Origin of the sequence: Butyrivibrio sp. INlla14, assembly GCF_900102515.1 — a bacterium.
Classification (GTDB): Bacteria; Bacillota; Clostridia; order Lachnospirales; family Lachnospiraceae; genus Butyrivibrio.
The window spans coordinates 132,975-148,193 of the sequence record NZ_FMVS01000002.1; the positions used below are offsets into that span (position 1 = coordinate 132,975).

General features: G+C 39.9%; 12 protein-coding genes. All 12 read right to left on the reverse strand.

Features of this window, described 5'->3' with window-relative positions; all coding sequences use genetic code 11:
- Nucleotides 1–101 precede the first annotated feature (101 nt).
- The 12 genes from ilvC to BLO53_RS00625 all read right to left on the reverse strand — a co-directional run bounded on the left by ilvC (nucleotide 102) and on the right by BLO53_RS00625 (nucleotide 15,114).
- A complete protein-coding gene (gene ilvC, locus BLO53_RS00575; protein ID WP_255363856.1) occupies nucleotides 102–1,145 on the reverse strand; it encodes a ketol-acid reductoisomerase in 1,044 nt (347 codons plus the stop codon).
- A gap of 84 nt (nucleotides 1,146–1,229) precedes the next feature.
- Nucleotides 1,230–1,733: an acetolactate synthase small subunit gene (ilvN, locus tag BLO53_RS00580; protein ID WP_026487965.1), complete on the reverse strand. Its 504-nt coding sequence runs from the start codon at nucleotides 1,731–1,733 to the stop codon at nucleotides 1,230–1,232.
- Nucleotides 1,734–2,210: 477 nt separating this feature from the next.
- Nucleotides 2,211–2,885 carry a UDP-N-acetylglucosamine pyrophosphorylase gene (locus tag BLO53_RS00585; protein ID WP_092058239.1) on the reverse strand — a complete coding sequence of 225 codons (675 nt, stop codon included), beginning with the start codon at nucleotides 2,883–2,885 and terminating at the stop codon, nucleotides 2,211–2,213.
- 115 nt (nucleotides 2,886–3,000) lie between these two features.
- Nucleotides 3,001–5,184 carry a DNA topoisomerase gene (locus tag BLO53_RS00590; RefSeq protein WP_092058241.1) on the reverse strand — a complete coding sequence of 728 codons (2,184 nt, stop codon included), beginning with the start codon at nucleotides 5,182–5,184 and terminating at the stop codon, nucleotides 3,001–3,003.
- Nucleotides 5,177–6,553 (reverse strand): ATP-binding protein, encoded by a 1,377-nt coding sequence (locus BLO53_RS00595; protein ID WP_092058244.1) that lies wholly within the window; start codon nucleotides 6,551–6,553, stop codon nucleotides 5,177–5,179. Before BLO53_RS00595 ends, BLO53_RS00590 begins: the two co-directional genes overlap by 8 nt.
- A 77-nt stretch (nucleotides 6,554–6,630) precedes the next feature.
- The gene (asd, locus tag BLO53_RS00600; protein WP_026487969.1) at nucleotides 6,631–7,716 is read right to left on the reverse strand and encodes an aspartate-semialdehyde dehydrogenase; all 1,086 of its coding nucleotides are present in this window, start codon (nucleotides 7,714–7,716) and stop codon (nucleotides 6,631–6,633) included.
- 4 nt (nucleotides 7,717–7,720) lie between these two features.
- Nucleotides 7,721–9,124 carry an argininosuccinate lyase gene (gene argH / locus BLO53_RS00605; protein WP_092058246.1) on the reverse strand — a complete coding sequence of 468 codons (1,404 nt, stop codon included), beginning with the start codon at nucleotides 9,122–9,124 and terminating at the stop codon, nucleotides 7,721–7,723.
- A gap of 437 nt (nucleotides 9,125–9,561) precedes the next feature.
- Nucleotides 9,562–9,717: a FeoB-associated Cys-rich membrane protein gene (locus tag BLO53_RS18905; protein ID WP_143003187.1), complete on the reverse strand. Its 156-nt coding sequence runs from the start codon at nucleotides 9,715–9,717 to the stop codon at nucleotides 9,562–9,564.
- A gap of 39 nt (nucleotides 9,718–9,756) precedes the next feature.
- Entirely contained in the window at nucleotides 9,757–11,748 is a 1,992-nt protein-coding gene (gene feoB, locus BLO53_RS00610; protein ID WP_092058248.1) for a ferrous iron transporter B, read from the reverse strand.
- 124 nt (nucleotides 11,749–11,872) lie between these two features.
- Entirely contained in the window at nucleotides 11,873–12,085 is a 213-nt protein-coding gene (locus BLO53_RS00615; protein ID WP_092058250.1) for a FeoA family protein, read from the reverse strand.
- Between the two features lie 241 nt (nucleotides 12,086–12,326).
- Entirely contained in the window at nucleotides 12,327–13,637 is a 1,311-nt protein-coding gene (locus BLO53_RS00620) for an MBL fold metallo-hydrolase (RefSeq protein WP_092058252.1), read from the reverse strand.
- 151 nt (nucleotides 13,638–13,788) lie between these two features.
- Nucleotides 13,789–15,114, reverse strand: coding sequence for an ABC transporter substrate-binding protein (locus BLO53_RS00625; protein WP_176757092.1), 1,326 nt, complete (start codon nucleotides 15,112–15,114; stop codon nucleotides 13,789–13,791).
- Between the last annotated feature and the right edge of the window lie 105 nt (nucleotides 15,115–15,219).

Sequence of the window (15,219 nt, forward strand, 5' to 3'; positions counted from 1 at the left end):
CTTAGATTATTATTTTCCCATCACTCATTCTATCATAAAAAGAGCAAAGAGTCACAAAATGACTCTTTGCTCCGAAAAATCAGCCCGTAATAATCAAAAAATCAGTTATTGATAAGCTTGTCTGATTCGTTGTTCCAGCTGTATAGTTTTCTGATTTCTTCACCAATCTTTTCTGATGGATGCTCAGCGTGAAGCTTTCTCATAGCCTGGAAGTGAACCTGACCGCCAGCCTCTGACATATCAAGAAGGAATTCCTTGGCAAATGTTCCATCCTGGATATCAGCAAGAATCTTCTTCATTGTCTTCTTAGTCTCATCTGTGATGAGCTTAGGACCTGTTACATAGTCGCCATATTCAGCTGTGTTAGAGATAGAATATCTCATTCCGGCAAAGCCTGACTGATAGATAAGGTCAACAATAAGTTTCATCTCATGTACACACTCAAAATATGCGTTTCTTGGATCATATCCAGCCTCTACAAGTGTGTCAAAACCAGCCTGCATAAGTGCGCAAACACCGCCGCACAGAACAGCCTGCTCTCCAAAAAGGTCTGTTTCTGTCTCTGTCCTGAAGGTTGTCTCAAGAAGACCTGCTCTTGCACCACCAATACCAGCGCCATATGCAAGCGCAAGATCAAGAGCCTTACCAGTAGCATCCTGCTCTACTGCTACAAGACAAGGTGTTCCCTTACCCGCCTGATACTCAGAACGAACTGTATGTCCAGGTGCCTTAGGAGCGATCATTGCAACGTCTACATCCTTAGGAGCCTTGATAAGTCCAAAGTGTACATTAAAGCCATGTGCGAACATAAGCATGTTGCCTGGCTGAAGGTTAGGCTCGATGTCCTCTTTGTACATCTTGGCCTGCTTCTCATCGTTAATAAGGATCATGATGATATCTGCCATCTTGGCAGCCTCAGCTGTGTTGTAGACCTTAAGTCCCTGAGCTTCAGCCTTGGCCTTGCTCTTTGATCCTTCGTAAAGTCCAATGATAACATTGCATCCTGAATCCTTGAGGTTAAGAGCATGTGCATGGCCCTGTGAACCATAACCGATAATGGCAATAGTCTTGCCCTCTAAAAGAGATAAGTTACAATCTTCCTGATAAAAAATACGTGCATCCTGTGACATTTGATTTCCCTCCATTAATTCTAATCTAAGTTTTCTCCTCATTAATGTAAAAGAGCTGTATAAGCTCTTACATCTCCAAATAAATAGCTATCAGCCATATCATTCATCAAGATAAATAATATGATCTGTACCTCTTCCAAGACCAGCAATACCAGTTCTTGCAAGTTCTAAGATTTCTCTGCCCTCAAGCAATCTTAAAAATGCGTCTACCTTGGACTGGCTACCTGTAATCTCGATGATAAGTGAATCCGGGCTGACATCTACAATATTGCCTCTAAAGATATTTGCTGTTGCCAGTATACTCTGCCTGTCGTCAGCTTCAGCTCTTACCTTGACAAGTGCAAGTTCCCTGTATACAGACTCATCAGGCTCAAGTTCATGAATATCTCTGACATCTACAAGCTTGGCCACCTGTTTCTCAATCTGATCCAGGATCACATCATCTCCGGAAGCCACAATAGTAATTCTCGTAAACCTGGGATCCGCCGTTACTCCCGCTGTAATACTCTCGATGTTATATCCTCTTCTGGAAAAAAGACCAGAAATTCTAGATAATACACCAGAGGTATTATCAACCAACAATTGAAAGACTTTTTTCTGCATTTTGCTCTCCTCTGAGCAGTTTCAAACCCTTTATTTATCTATTGACTTTTGCACTTTAAAGTGCTGCATTATGTGTTGAGATATTATTGGGTTTTAAACTATTATTTTGAATATTAGTTGCTGAATTTAAACTAATTTAAATCAAATTATACCACCAGAAACTCGCATGTCAACATTTTTTCTTTTTGACTTTAAACTCTCAATTATTTACAGTGTTAAAGTGTGAGGGGATTTGTTTTAAAACAGCCATTCCCTTGCATGTCTTGCGCAAGAATAAAGAGTCGCTAGCGACTCTTTCGCGCCCGAGCGGTATTGCGAAGCAATAAACTTCATCTCCGCGAGGTGCGAATCCACAGCGGAGCGTTTTTAATTGAATAGGGAAGCAATTTCCTATTCAATTAAAAAGACAGGCAAGAAATAATCTCACCTGTCATAAGTACTATTCGGCTATATTACCTGATAAGCCTAAATATTTAGTTAATCTTCAGTCTTCTTGACAATATGATCCTTGTCCTTGAAGATATGGTATTCCGGAATGCATCCGCGAACTGAAGAAAGAGGATAGATATTGCACCATCTTCCTATAACAGTTCCAGGATTCAATACGCTGTTGCAGCCAACTTCTACGTTGTCCCCCAGCATAGCTCCCATCTTCTTAAGACCCGTCTCGACCTGGTCATCAGCGCCATTTTTAACTACGATAAGCTTTTTATCACTCTTAACATTTGATGTGATTGAGCCAGCTCCCATATGGGCCTTAAATCCCAGGATAGAATCGCCAACATAATTATAGTGAGGCACCTGAACCTTGTTAAAGAGAATAACATTCTTAAGCTCAGTTGAATTACCAACTACTGCCCCTTTACCAACAATTGCGCTTCCTCTGATAAATGCACACTGTCTGATTTCAGCATCCTCGTCGATAATGCAAGGTCCTCCGATATAAGCAGAGTCAAACACCTTGGCACTCTTGGCAACCCAGACATTTTCGCCTCTCTTCTCATATTTATCTGCAGGAAGTTTATTGCCAAGTTCTATGATATAGTCCTTGATACCTGCAAGAAGTTCCCACGGATACTCCTTGGTCTTCATATAGTCAGCTGCAATAGTCTCATTAAGGTCATACATATTTGAAATTCTAAATTCTTCCATATCCAATTCCTCACAATTCATGTAGATGAATCACTATCCTCTTTAATAAGTTTCTAGCCTATATTCAATGCAGAAATCTAATCTACATTCAATTCGACTTTTGTATTATATTACTTTATTTTTCTTTTGCAACTTCTGAAGTCTTGGTCGCACTGCTCTTTGCTCTGGATGAAGTCTTTTTAGCCGGTGCAGCCTTGTAATTAGCAGACACATAATCAAATCTTGACCTCAAAAGCCCCCTGTAATCATTGCTCTTAACAAGGTTTGTTCTCTTGCTAACAAAATCATCAAGCTTACCCATGTACTCAGCCTCAGAGATTTCTCCCTGAGCAACCCCGGTAAGGCCTTTCTCCCAACTTGCAGTAAGAGCTGGATTAAGCATAGGTTTCATAGAACAGGCAACAGTCTCATAAACCATCTCTCCAAGCTGAGTTGGAGTAATGATCTGAGTCTTTTTGTTAAGATTCAGATACTTGATATTTACAAGTTTAGTAAGGATTCCTGCTCTAGTGGCACTCGTACCTATTCCAGAGCCCTTTATCTGTGCTCTGAGTTCCTCATCCTCTATAAACTGGCCCGCATTCTCCATAGTCAGGATCATAGTTCCTGAATTATATCTCTTTGGAGGCGATGTCTCTCCTTCCTTAATTGCAAACTCAGAAAGCTTTAATACATCCTTCTTTTTAAGCTTCTGAAGGTATTCAAACAACTCTTCGTCAGTTACTGTTTCCTCTTCATTATCCTGTGACGCACTATTCTCGTCCTCATCCTCGGTCTTTTTAGCTTTGTCCTCTTTCTTTTTAAAGAAAGAATAATCCATTACATGAAGATATCCCTTGCCTGTAAGAATCTTGAAATTAGCAAAAAAGTGCTCTCTTTTTTCTTCACTTGCCATATTGACAGCTGAAACCTCCAGTGCCACCTTCTGGTAAGTAGCAGACGGATAAAATACAGCAAGAAATCTTCTGACAATGATTTCATAAACCTTAGCAGATGTGGGACTAAGACTTGAAAGTGCAGATAATCCCTGCCCTGTTGGTATGATAGCATAGTGATCAGTTATTGCCTTGTCGTTGACATATCTTGTCTTCTCAATTCCTTCATAAGCCTTATGCTGAAGGATTGACTTGGCAAAAATGCTGCAAGGCTCATAAGCTGTAAGTCCTGAAATATTCTTGTCAATAACCTTGGCGATGGCGCTGGACATAACTCTGGCGTCAGTTCTGGGGTAGGTAGTCAGCTTTTTCTCGTAAAGCTCCTGCGCCACAGCCAGTGTTTCATCCGGGTTTATCTTAAAAAATCTGGAGCAGTCATTTTGAAGCTCCGCCAGGTTATAAAGAAGCGGTGCATTCTTAACTTCCTTCTTTTTTTCACACTTTTCTATAGTTACATCTATAGGATTTTGCAGAGATAGGACCTTGTCATCTCCCTTAAAAGAAATATCTGCTCCGTTTGTGCCAATAAGAGATGCGATAAGTTTTTTGGCGCTATCTTCTGTTTTAAAGCCTTTCTCGCTGTATAGCTCAGGAGAACCGTCAAATACTGAATCCTGCGTCACTCTCCATTCTGCATCACATTTTTTACCATTGATGTCTATGCCGCCTATTACCCTGTAAAATGGAGTTTTTACAAACTCTCTAATTTCTCTTTCCCTGTCAACTACAATTCCAAGGACACAGGTCATAACTCGTCCTACAGAAATAACACATTTATCTGTGTTTAGATAGTTCTTAATAGAATAAGCATATTTAAGAGTCAGTGCCCTTGAGAAGTTTATTCCCATGAGGTAGTCCTCTTTAGCCCTTAAAAAAGCAGCAGCGCCAAGATTATCGTATTCAGAGTCATCCTTGGCCTCTCGAATTCCGCGGAGGATTTCCTCTTCAGTCTGGGAGTCGATCCAGACACGCTTTCTCTTTTTCCCTTTTACACCTGCCTGCATGTCAACAAGACGATATATATATTCGCCCTCTCGTCCCGAGTCGGTGCATATATAGATCGTTTCAACATCTTCTCTATTAAGTAGCCCTTTTACTATTTTGAATTGTTTAGAGACATTCCCGATAACTTCATATTTGAAGTCTGTAGGAATAAATGGAAGGGTATCTAGTGCCCATCTTTTGTATTTCTCATCATAGACTTCCGGGTAGCTCATGGTTACCAGATGTCCTACGCACCACGTTACAATTGCCTCGTCGGACTCCAGGTAACCATCTCTCCTGGAAAAATTAATTTTTAGAGCGCTGGCAAAAGCCTGTGCAACACTAGGCTTCTCCGCGATATATACTGATTTATTAGCCATTCATTAATTCATCTATTCCAATCAACTTAAGGCTATCTGGCGATTTTCTGGCTGCATCTGTAAGCCACGCATCAAAGCCTTCAGTTGAAAAGAGATAGATAACATCTCCCTCAAGTCTTGCTTTTCTAGCGTCAGAATGCAATTTAACAAAATCCGCATGGGTTACCGCTCTGTCCCAGAAGCACATTCCAAGAGCAGTTTCCCCAGTCTCACTTTGTGTGACAATATCGATATTGCCTTCCTTACCTATCCACTCGCCTTCTTCACCAATCTGGAAAGGGAATTGACCCCGCTCTTCTAATTTGAAGATATATTCCCTACAGACGATTTTAAAGTACTCGCTGGCATAGGATTGCATTCCCGCAGATATAAATATATCATAAAATTTCTCCGGGGGCATCAAAACAATATCACTTTCGTATGGATAGATAAATCTAAAGAAAAAGTTCACCATAGGATTTGCTATCTTATAAACGCCTTTCATGACATTCTCTCTTCCAGCATTTCCAAAGGAATATGCCTTGTAAACGAAGTCATGATGGATAAGAGTTTTCAGATATACAGAAATCTTGGCTCTTGAAAAACCTGTATCATGATACAGGTCATTAAGCTTATTAACTCCTCTTGACATCTCTGCTAAAAGAGTATGATAAACAGCAGTTTCTCTAAGGTTCTGCTCCGTCAGTCTTATAGCCTCACCACGAAGAACAGCCGCATCTCCTATGATATTTCTGCAAACATTCTCTCTGAAATCATATTTATCATTAAAGTATTTCCAAAGTCTCGTCTGTCCGCCAAGGATAGAATAACACATAACCACATCCTTGTAAGACATGTTAGGAAAATGAGTTCTCATTTCAGAAAAAGGAACCGGCTTGATCTTCCTAAAGTCTGCAATCGAACCTGCAAGCTTACCAAGGTTTGCAACCATACTGTTCTCAACCCAGTTGATATCGTGGCTCACAAGAACAGCCAGAATCTGTCTCTCCTTGCCCTTGGTTTCAACGAACGCTGCAAGTTCCTGCATAAACTTCTCTGATAATTTCACAATATTCTCGAAATTGCTTACCATCAATATAAGAGGACTACCTTCAGCATACTTTAGACAAGCCTCAAAAATCTCAGTGTAAGTTGAATTGATATTAACATCAAAGCCCCTGTCATGCAGTTCTTTTGACCAAAGATATAGCTGCTCTTTTTCAGATGCTGATCTGGCACAATAGAACACAAACTTTCTGTTCTCGACAAACTTAAATCCAAGTTCAGAAAGATCTATATTCTTGTGGCCATAGACCACAAGAATATTGGAAAGCCCACTATCGTAGTATCTGTTCAAAAAGTTCAGGTCACTCTTTCTGCTCTCTTCCATACTCTCTCTTCCATATCATACAAAAATATAGTGCTCTATTTAATAGTATAACCCAAGTACTGTTAAATTAGCCACAATTATTTTTTGTTGATATAGCCACTTGCCTTTAAGAGCTCAGCACATTCTACAGCACCACCAGCAGCGCCACGAAGAGTATTGTGTGAAAGACCTACAAACTTCCAGTCATAGATTGTATCCTCACGAAGTCTGCCTATGCTAACTCCCATTCCATTTTCATAGTTAACATCAAGAGTTATCTGAGGTCTGTTATCTTCCTGCATGTACTGGATGAATTTCTTTGGAGCACTTGGAAGCTTAAGCTCCTGTGGAAGTCCTGAGAAGTTCTCAAGCTTTTCAATAAGTTCTTCCTTTGTAGGATTCTTTTTAAACTTAACAAAAGCCGCTGCTGTATGGCCATAGAGTACTGGGATTCTAATACACTGACATGTGATCTTTACATCATCAGCTGGCACAATAACGCCGTTTTCAATCTTACCCCAGATTCTAAGTGGTTCTTTTTCTGACTTCTCTTCCTCGCCTGAAATAAAAGGAATTACATTGCCTACCATCTCTGGCCACTCATCAAAGTTCTTACCAGCGCCTGAAATTGCCTGATAAGTTGTAGCTACTACTTCGTATGGCTCATATTCCTTCCATGCTGTAAGAGCTGGAGTATAGCTCTGGATTGAGCAATTTGGCTTAACTGCAATAAAGCCCTTTGTTGTTCCAAGTCTCTTTTTCTGGAACTCGATAACATCCATATGCTGAGGGTTGATCTCAGGAATGATCATAGGAACATCTGGTGTCCATCTATGGGCAGAGTTATTTGAAACTACAGGAGTCTCAGTTTTAGCATACTCTTCCTCGATGTGCTTGATCTCATCCTTGGACATGTTCACTGCTGAAAGCACAAAATCAACATCCTCAGATACAGCCTTAACATCAGTTACGTCCTTGATAACAAGGTTCTTAACAGAATCAGGAATAGCCTCGTCCATCTTCCATCTTCCAGCTACAGCCTCTTCATAAGTCTGTCCTGCACTTCTAGGGCTGGCAGCAACTGTTGCTACCTCAAACCATGGGTGGTTATTTAAAATAGAGATAAATCTCTGACCAACCATTCCAGTTCCTCCAAGAACTGCTACCTTAAGTTTCTCGCTCATAATGTTACTCCTCCTTATCATTACCTACGCTATATTCTTCTATAAATTTATCATATGAAGCAATTACTTTTTTCATCACAATAGGACTAGGGCCGCCAATCGTGATTCGCTTATTGACACAGGTCTCAAGACTGATAGCCTCGTATATATCCTCCTCAAAAAGCTCCGAATAGCTCTTTAGCTCTTCAAGGCTAAGATCATCTATAGCACAACTTTTGTCGATGCAACCAAGAACAAGCCTTCCAATCACTGAATGGGCATCTCTAAAGGGCATTCCCTTATTAACAAGATAATCTGCTGCATCTGTAGCATTAGTAAATCCCATCTTGGCACTTTCCATCATAGCATCTTTGTTGAACTTAATTGTTGCCAACATATCGGTAAAAAGTGCGAGACAATTCGATGTGTTGTCTATAGCATCAAAGAAAGCTTCCTTATCCTCCTGCATATCCTTGTTGTAAGCAAGCGGTATTCCCTTCATTGTTGTCAAAAGAGACATCAGATCACCATATACTCTTCCTGTCTTGCCTCTTACAAGCTCTGCAATGTCAGGATTCTTTTTCTGAGGCATGATACTACTGCCAGTAGAATAGGCATCATCTATAGTCACAAATCTATATTCATTGGAATTCCAGATTATAACCTCTTCAGAAAATCTGGACAGGTGCATCATTATAGTAGACAAAGCTGACATAAACTCTATCAGATAGTCCCTGTCAGATACAGAATCCATGCTATTTAATGTAGGTCCATAGAATCCAAGAAGCTCTGAAGTGTATTCTCTGTCAAGAGGATAGGTCGTTCCGGCAAGAGCTCCCGCTCCAAGCGGACAATAATTCATCCTCTCATAAATGTCCTTCATGCGAAGAGCATCTCTTTTAAACATTTCAAAATACGCACCTAAATGGTGAGCAAGGGTAACTGGCTGAGCCTTCTGAAGGTGGGTAAAGCCTGGCATATAAGTAGTAAGATTATCCTTCATAATACCGCTAAGGCATTTTAACATATTTAAAAGAAGTTCAGACATATGCAAGACTTCTGACCTTGCATATAACCTCATATCTAGAGCCACCTGATCATTTCTGCTGCGGCCAGTGTGAACCTTTTTACCAGCATCTCCTACTCTCTCTATGAGATTAGCTTCTAAAAAGCTATGAATATCCTCATACTTGGTTGTTATCTCAAGATTCCCAGCCTGAACGTCCCTCAGGATTGAATCAAGGCCATCAAGTATCTGATTCTTCTCCTGCTCAGTGATTATGCCCTTTGCAGCAAGCATTGTAGCGTGAGCCTTGCTGCCTGCCACATCGACCTCCAGAAACCTCTTATCAAAGGATATGGACGCATTAAAATTCCAAGCAAGTTCATTTATACTACCGGTAAATCTACCACCCCACAGCTGAGCCATTTCCAATTCTCCTATCGTCTAAGCATCTAAGATTGTCAGACGCCTTAGTCTATATATTATTAGAAATCCATTTGGTATTATCACAAAAACCTTTTGAAAGCAAAATGAATATTTGCCTATAAGTAAAGAATACTTTAAGAAAATTATATGCATATCAAATGCATAATACAAATAATACTTGCATATATATACATTCTTTTATACTTTTTTGTATTAAAGTCATAAAGAATTATAATCCAAACTCAAGATAGTGAAAACCCCCTAATCAAACAAAATATTACACAAATCTTTTTGTAACTACACAATTTCTTTGTATAAAAAAGACAAATGTCCGTTTCTCGCGAACATTTGCCTCGTATTTGTTCATTCATAAAATATAAATTTTCAGTCTTTATATGAAATCAGGCTCAAACTATCGTCATAATGATAGTTGTCAATTATTTTTGACTATTACAGCTCTGGCATCCTCCGTGGCAATTGCCTCCATTAGGACAGCCAATGCACTTTACACCACTCTTTTTGGCCTTATATATATATCTTACAGCCCAGCCAACTATGAGCAGAATTACCAGTGAAGCTATTACATTTGTCATAGCAGCCTCCTTTCAAAATAAAAACTTTATTATCAAGGCTTAATCAAGCTTGTATTCCAAAGCCATAGCCTTGTTATTTCTATAGATTATAAATCCAATGATACCAGCAAATACAGCAATTGCAATAAGACCAGCTACAAATCCTGTTCCAAAAGCTCCTGTTGTAAAGAGTGTACCAAACTGATATACAATAAATCCTACTGTAAAGCCTGTAGCAAGCTGAAGGCCGATTGCGCCCCAGAGCCACTTCTGTGACTTCATCTCAGAGTTCATAGCACCAAGTGCTGCAAAGCATGGAGGTGTATAGAGGTTAAACATAAGATATGCGAGAGCTGCGGCCTTTGTAAGTCCCATAGCTGCTGCAACTGCGTTTCCTTCACCGATAAGTTCAAGTTCTTCTGTATCAATGAAGTTAGTAATAGCAAATACTGTAGCAATTGTTCCAACAACGTTCTCTTTTGCAATAAAACCAGTGATAGCTGCTGCTGCAAGCTGCCAGCTAACAATACCAACTACAGGAACAAGGAGGTAAGCAAATGGTCCTGCTACGCTTGCAAGAATTGATGTATGCTCCATTCCCTCTTCTACAACTTCGAAATGCCAGTTAAATGTCTGCATGATCTGAACAACTGTGTTACATACAAGAATGATAGTACCTGCCTTGATGATGTAAGCCTTACCTCTCTCAAGCATTGACTTGGCAGCAAATACAAGACTTGGAACCTTGTATTCAGGAAGCTCAATGATAAAGAATGACTTTCTATACTTCATACCAGTTACAGCCTTGATAAGAAGTGCTCCCAAAAGGATAAGACCAATACCTACAAAGTAACATGTTACTCCAACCCACTTTGATTCTGGGAAGAATGCTCCAGCAAAAAGAGCTATAACAGGAAGCTTAGCTCCACATGGCATGAAAGTTGCAAGCATTGCTGTTGCTCTTCTTTCTCTCTCATTTCTGATAGTTCTGCAAGCCATGATAGCAGGGATTCCGCAACCAGTTCCGATGATCATAGGGATTACAGACTTTCCAGAAAGGCCAACTCTCTTAAAGATTGGATCAAGAACAACTGTAGCTCTTGACATATATCCGCAATCCTCTAAAAGAGCTATAAGGAAATACATTACCATAACAAGTGGAAGGAAGCCTACAACAGCACCTACACCGCCGATAATACCATCAACAAGAAGGGCATATAATAAAGGATTAGCATCTGCCATCTTATCACCAACAAAGCCCTGGAAGGTTTCAATCCATCCTACAAGAATATCTGCGAGCCAGGTTCCAAGTGTTGTCTGTGAAATATAAAATACTGCCCACATTACAAGAGCAAAGATCGCAATACCAAGAACAGGATGAGTGATGATATTGTCAATTGTGTCTCCAAAGTTTTTGTCCTTGGTCAGTACCTTACGATTCTCAACCTCAGAAACAATCTTATTAACAAACTCAAATCGCTTTCTATCAGCTTCTTCTACAGCAGCCTTACTGTGAACATCTACATCACCCTGAACGTAAGCCTCTTTCTGGCCCTTTCCTTCAAGGCTGGCTGCAGCCTCAACAACTTCCTTAAGTCCTTTTTCTGAAGTAGCTACTGTCTTGATTACAGGGCAGCCAAGCTTTTCAGAAAGCTTCTTCTCATCTATGCTGTTTCCCTTTTTATCATTGGCATCTGTCTTGTTAAGTGCTACAACTACAGGTACCCCAAGTTCCAAAAGCTGTGTTGTAAAGAATAAGCTTCTGCTAAGATTTGTAGCATCAACAATATTGATAATAGCATCTGGATGCTCATTCTTAACATAACCGCTTGTGATACTCTCCTCAGATGTAAAAGGAGACATTGAATAAGCACCAGGAAGATCTACTGCGATAAGTTCCTTATCACCATCATAGTAGTTCTTCTTGATATGGCTTTCCTTCTTGTCTACTGTTACTCCTGCCCAGTTACCTATTTTTTCATTTCGGCCAGTCAATGCATTGTACATGGTAGTCTTTCCACTATTGGGATTACCAGCCATTGCGATTCTCATAATACTTCCTCCTAAATACTTTTATTTTGATATTATATTAGCCATTGCTAACATGGTATCTTAAATTTAGTCCGGACAATAAATCCGGACTAAATCAATGTACATTCATTACAATTCCTGTCTGTCAAATCTTGATTGCAGCAGCAAGCTCTGGATCTATATTGTATCTTGCATCCTTAATTGCTACTACGAGATTACGTTTCTTGTCAACTACAGTAATCTTCTCTCCACTGTAGCATCCAAGTGAAAAGAGAAAACTCTCCATATCGCTATCACCCTGAGTATCAACATCCACTACAGTATATTCATTGCCAAACTGAGCTTCATTCAGTGTCATATTATCATCTCCTTTACACGCAGGGAACCTTGCGTTTCGTGCTAAATGTAGTTATCTTTAGCTAACCGAATGTTAGTGTACTCTAACCTTAAAGTGTTGTCAATAAAGTGTTTTGCACAATCTAAATATTTTTTATAACTATTTATTATAATGCATTTTGTTAGCAATAGCTAACTTCTATAATAAAAAATAACCCTATTGAGAAGAATTGTCAATAGGGTTAACAAGATTATTACATATATTAAAGAGTTATCTCATCAAAAACCTCAGGAAGAATTATCTTTCCTGCATGTTCTGATTTAAGTTGCTCTGGCCTGAAACTATGAAGCGGAACAAGAATCTTAGGTTCAATAATATCCACTGTGTTTCTAAGATAAAAAGGCTCCGCATGACCTCCAAGTCCGCATCTTTCTGCATTGAGTCCTAAAACGCCAAGCATAGTATAAAACTTTTCATAGGATGGATCATAGTCTCCAAGTGGGGCTCCATCCATATGAAGATATATAGAAATAACACTGGCAATATCAAACAGTTCATAGCTGTCTTTATAATCCTGCTGAAGGACATATTTCTTAGGATTAGCCAGAATATCCTTTCTTGTAACAATCGGATAGTCCGTCACAAGGGGAGCATTAACACTTCCACCCTCGGGAAGATAAACGCTAAACTTATCTTCTTTATAGAAAGCAGCCAGATATTCAGCCTGAACAGGATCAAGAACCAGTTCTCTTCCCGCCTCTTTTATAACTCTTACAAAATTATGAACACGCTCCACATTACGGTTATAATTGTTGATCACAATAAGCCCCTGCTCATTTTCTGCATAGGACTTCATCTTATCAAGAAGTGTAAGCTCTGTATTCTCTCTTACAGGCCCCTCAAGTGCAAGTATATCGACATCACTATGGCTTATTGTAACACCCTCACTGATCATAAGATCAGCGCCCTTACACTTATTTGCAAAGTCTAGACTGATCTCAGGATGATATCCATGAAGTCTGTAGTCACCTGTATAGCAGATCTTGCCATCTTCCGTTTCAATAAGGAAACCACAAGCGCCAATAACATCATGGTCAACTTGAATGCAGGTAACCTTTATATCTTGTACAGTTATTGAATCATCATAATCTATTGGAAGAACATTCTCATGTTCTCTAATTTCAAGTTCATTCATCACACCGAGTTCATGATACAAAATCTTTGAATCACGGCTCATATAGACAGGTACTCTTTGATCAAGCGCACCTAATCCTCCCATATGGTCAATATGCATATGAGATATTATAAGAAAAATTTCCTTGTCTGTTTCTCCATAGGCCTTAACTCCAAGCCTATCAGCTAGTTCCTTGTCATATATACCATCAATTGCGTTAAGTACCCCAAGTCTTATGTAGTCATAAGCTTCGCTTCCTTTTCTCATTCGAACCTTATTATCAATTCTGTCTGCATAAGAAAAGCCAAAATCAAATAAACAAATAGCCTTGTCAGTCTCAACTGCAACTACTGTTCCGCCAATCTCTTTAAGACCACTATAGAATTTAAGTTTTGTCATAAACGCCTCGCAAAATTCTATCTATCCAAAACTCATCAGTTGTCAATATATGCATATGACACCTGTATCATTATATCAAAATATCGTACAAAAGAAAAAATAGCGAGTAGAGAAGGTAATTCTCTACCCGCCAAAAAATTACTTGATAAAATTAATACTGAGCGTTGATCTGCTCTGTAAGAGTATCAAGCCAAGTCTGAGCATCAGCCTTGTCAAATACAAGCTGCTCTACAACACCAGGAACTGTGTTTCTGATATCGTTAGAAGCATCGAATGTAGGTGAGAAGAAGAAGTCCTTAGCCTGCTCATAGCATGCTGCTGCGCAAACATTCTCAGCCATGTATGCCTTGTACTCATCTGTCTCATAAGAAGACTGTCTGATTGGAAGGTAGCCAGTTCCTACTGCCCACTTTGTCATAGCCTCTGTGCTTGTGATGTACTTGAGGTACTCCCAAGCTGCAAGCTGCTTGTTAGAATCCTGTGCGAACATAACGATGTTTGTACCAGCCATGTTAGCTGCCTTATTAACGTTACCTGGAAGTGGAGCTACGCCAAGTTCCCATCCCTCAGCCTTGATATAAGAAACGCCTGCTGAAGAACCAACGTAAGAAGCGATCTGCTGATTGCTAAGTACGTTTGAGAAGTATCCATCCTCACCAACAAGACGAGCGTACTCGTTGTTGTAAAGGTTTGAAAGGTATGTGAATGTCTCAAGACCCTTATCATTGTTGAAAAGAGCACCTGTAGCATCTACATAATCAACACCGTTCTGGTGAAGAGAAGCTTCAACAACACCTGCAAGATCATCGAATCCGATGAAAGAAATGCCCTTTGCATCGTAAACAGTCTTAGCTGCTGTCTCTACATCAGCCCATGTCTTAGGAACTTCGATTCCGAGTTCATCGAACATTGTCTTGTTGTAGAAAAGAACATATGTTGACTTGTTGTAAGGAACAGCGTGTACGAAACCAAACTCAGAGCACTCATCTCTGTATGCTTCTACAACGTCATCCCAGTTGTCAAAGTCGTTAGCTACGAAATCATCAAGGTGAACAACCTTATCAAGGTAAGGTGTGAGCCAGTTGTTGTAAGCCTGAGCAACGTCTGGAAGAGCGTCAGCTGCAGCACTTGCCTGAAGCTTTGTCTGAAGGTCTGAGTATCCACCCTGGTTAACAAGAGTAACCTTGATGCCGTACTCGTTTGAGTTATTGAACTCATCTGTGATCTCTGTAAGAACTGTCTCAAGGTTTCCATTCATAGCGTGCCAGAATGTGATTTCTGTAGCCTCGATGTTCTTAGCTTCTGTAGTAGCAGAAGCTTCCTCTGTTGCAGCAGATGTCTCAGCTGCTGGTGTTTCAGTAGCTTCTGTTGACTGAGCCTCTGCAGGAGCCTCTGTCTGAGCTTCGCCGCAGCCTGCAAGCATGGATGTTGCCATAGCCATTGCAAGGATGCTAGCACCAATTTTCTTTAACTTCATTTCATAATCCTCTCTTTCTTTGAAAAAAAGCGTTTCTATCATAAAAGGCTGATGCCATTATGATCATAAAATGATGAGCTGCCTAATGCAGCCTTTCAGTATAAC

What these genes read in the sequence shown, in the direction of transcription:
- ilvC (WP_255363856.1), bottom strand. Translation starts at nt 1,145, where the DNA reads ATGGAGGGAAATCAAATGTCACAGGATGCACGTATTTTTTATCAGGAA.
- ilvN (WP_026487965.1), bottom strand. Translation starts at nt 1,733, where the DNA reads ATGCAGAAAAAAGTCTTTCAATTGTTGGTTGATAATACCTCTGGTGTA.
- BLO53_RS00585 (WP_092058239.1), bottom strand. Translation starts at nt 2,885, where the DNA reads ATGGAAGAATTTAGAATTTCAAATATGTATGACCTTAATGAGACTATT.
- BLO53_RS00590 (WP_092058241.1), bottom strand. Translation starts at nt 5,184, where the DNA reads ATGGCTAATAAATCAGTATATATCGCGGAGAAGCCTAGTGTTGCACAG.
- BLO53_RS00595 (WP_092058244.1), bottom strand. Translation starts at nt 6,553, where the DNA reads ATGGAAGAGAGCAGAAAGAGTGACCTGAACTTTTTGAACAGATACTAC.
- asd (WP_026487969.1), bottom strand. Translation starts at nt 7,716, where the DNA reads ATGAGCGAGAAACTTAAGGTAGCAGTTCTTGGAGGAACTGGAATGGTT.
- argH (WP_092058246.1), bottom strand. Translation starts at nt 9,124, where the DNA reads ATGGCTCAGCTGTGGGGTGGTAGATTTACCGGTAGTATAAATGAACTT.
- BLO53_RS18905 (WP_143003187.1), bottom strand. Translation starts at nt 9,717, where the DNA reads ATGACAAATGTAATAGCTTCACTGGTAATTCTGCTCATAGTTGGCTGG.
- feoB (WP_092058248.1), bottom strand. Translation starts at nt 11,748, where the DNA reads ATGAGAATCGCAATGGCTGGTAATCCCAATAGTGGAAAGACTACCATG.
- BLO53_RS00615 (WP_092058250.1), bottom strand. Translation starts at nt 12,085, where the DNA reads ATGACACTGAATGAAGCTCAGTTTGGCAATGAATATACTGTAGTGGAT.
- BLO53_RS00620 (WP_092058252.1), bottom strand. Translation starts at nt 13,637, where the DNA reads ATGACAAAACTTAAATTCTATAGTGGTCTTAAAGAGATTGGCGGAACA.
- BLO53_RS00625 (WP_176757092.1), bottom strand. Translation starts at nt 15,114, where the DNA reads ATGAAGTTAAAGAAAATTGGTGCTAGCATCCTTGCAATGGCTATGGCA.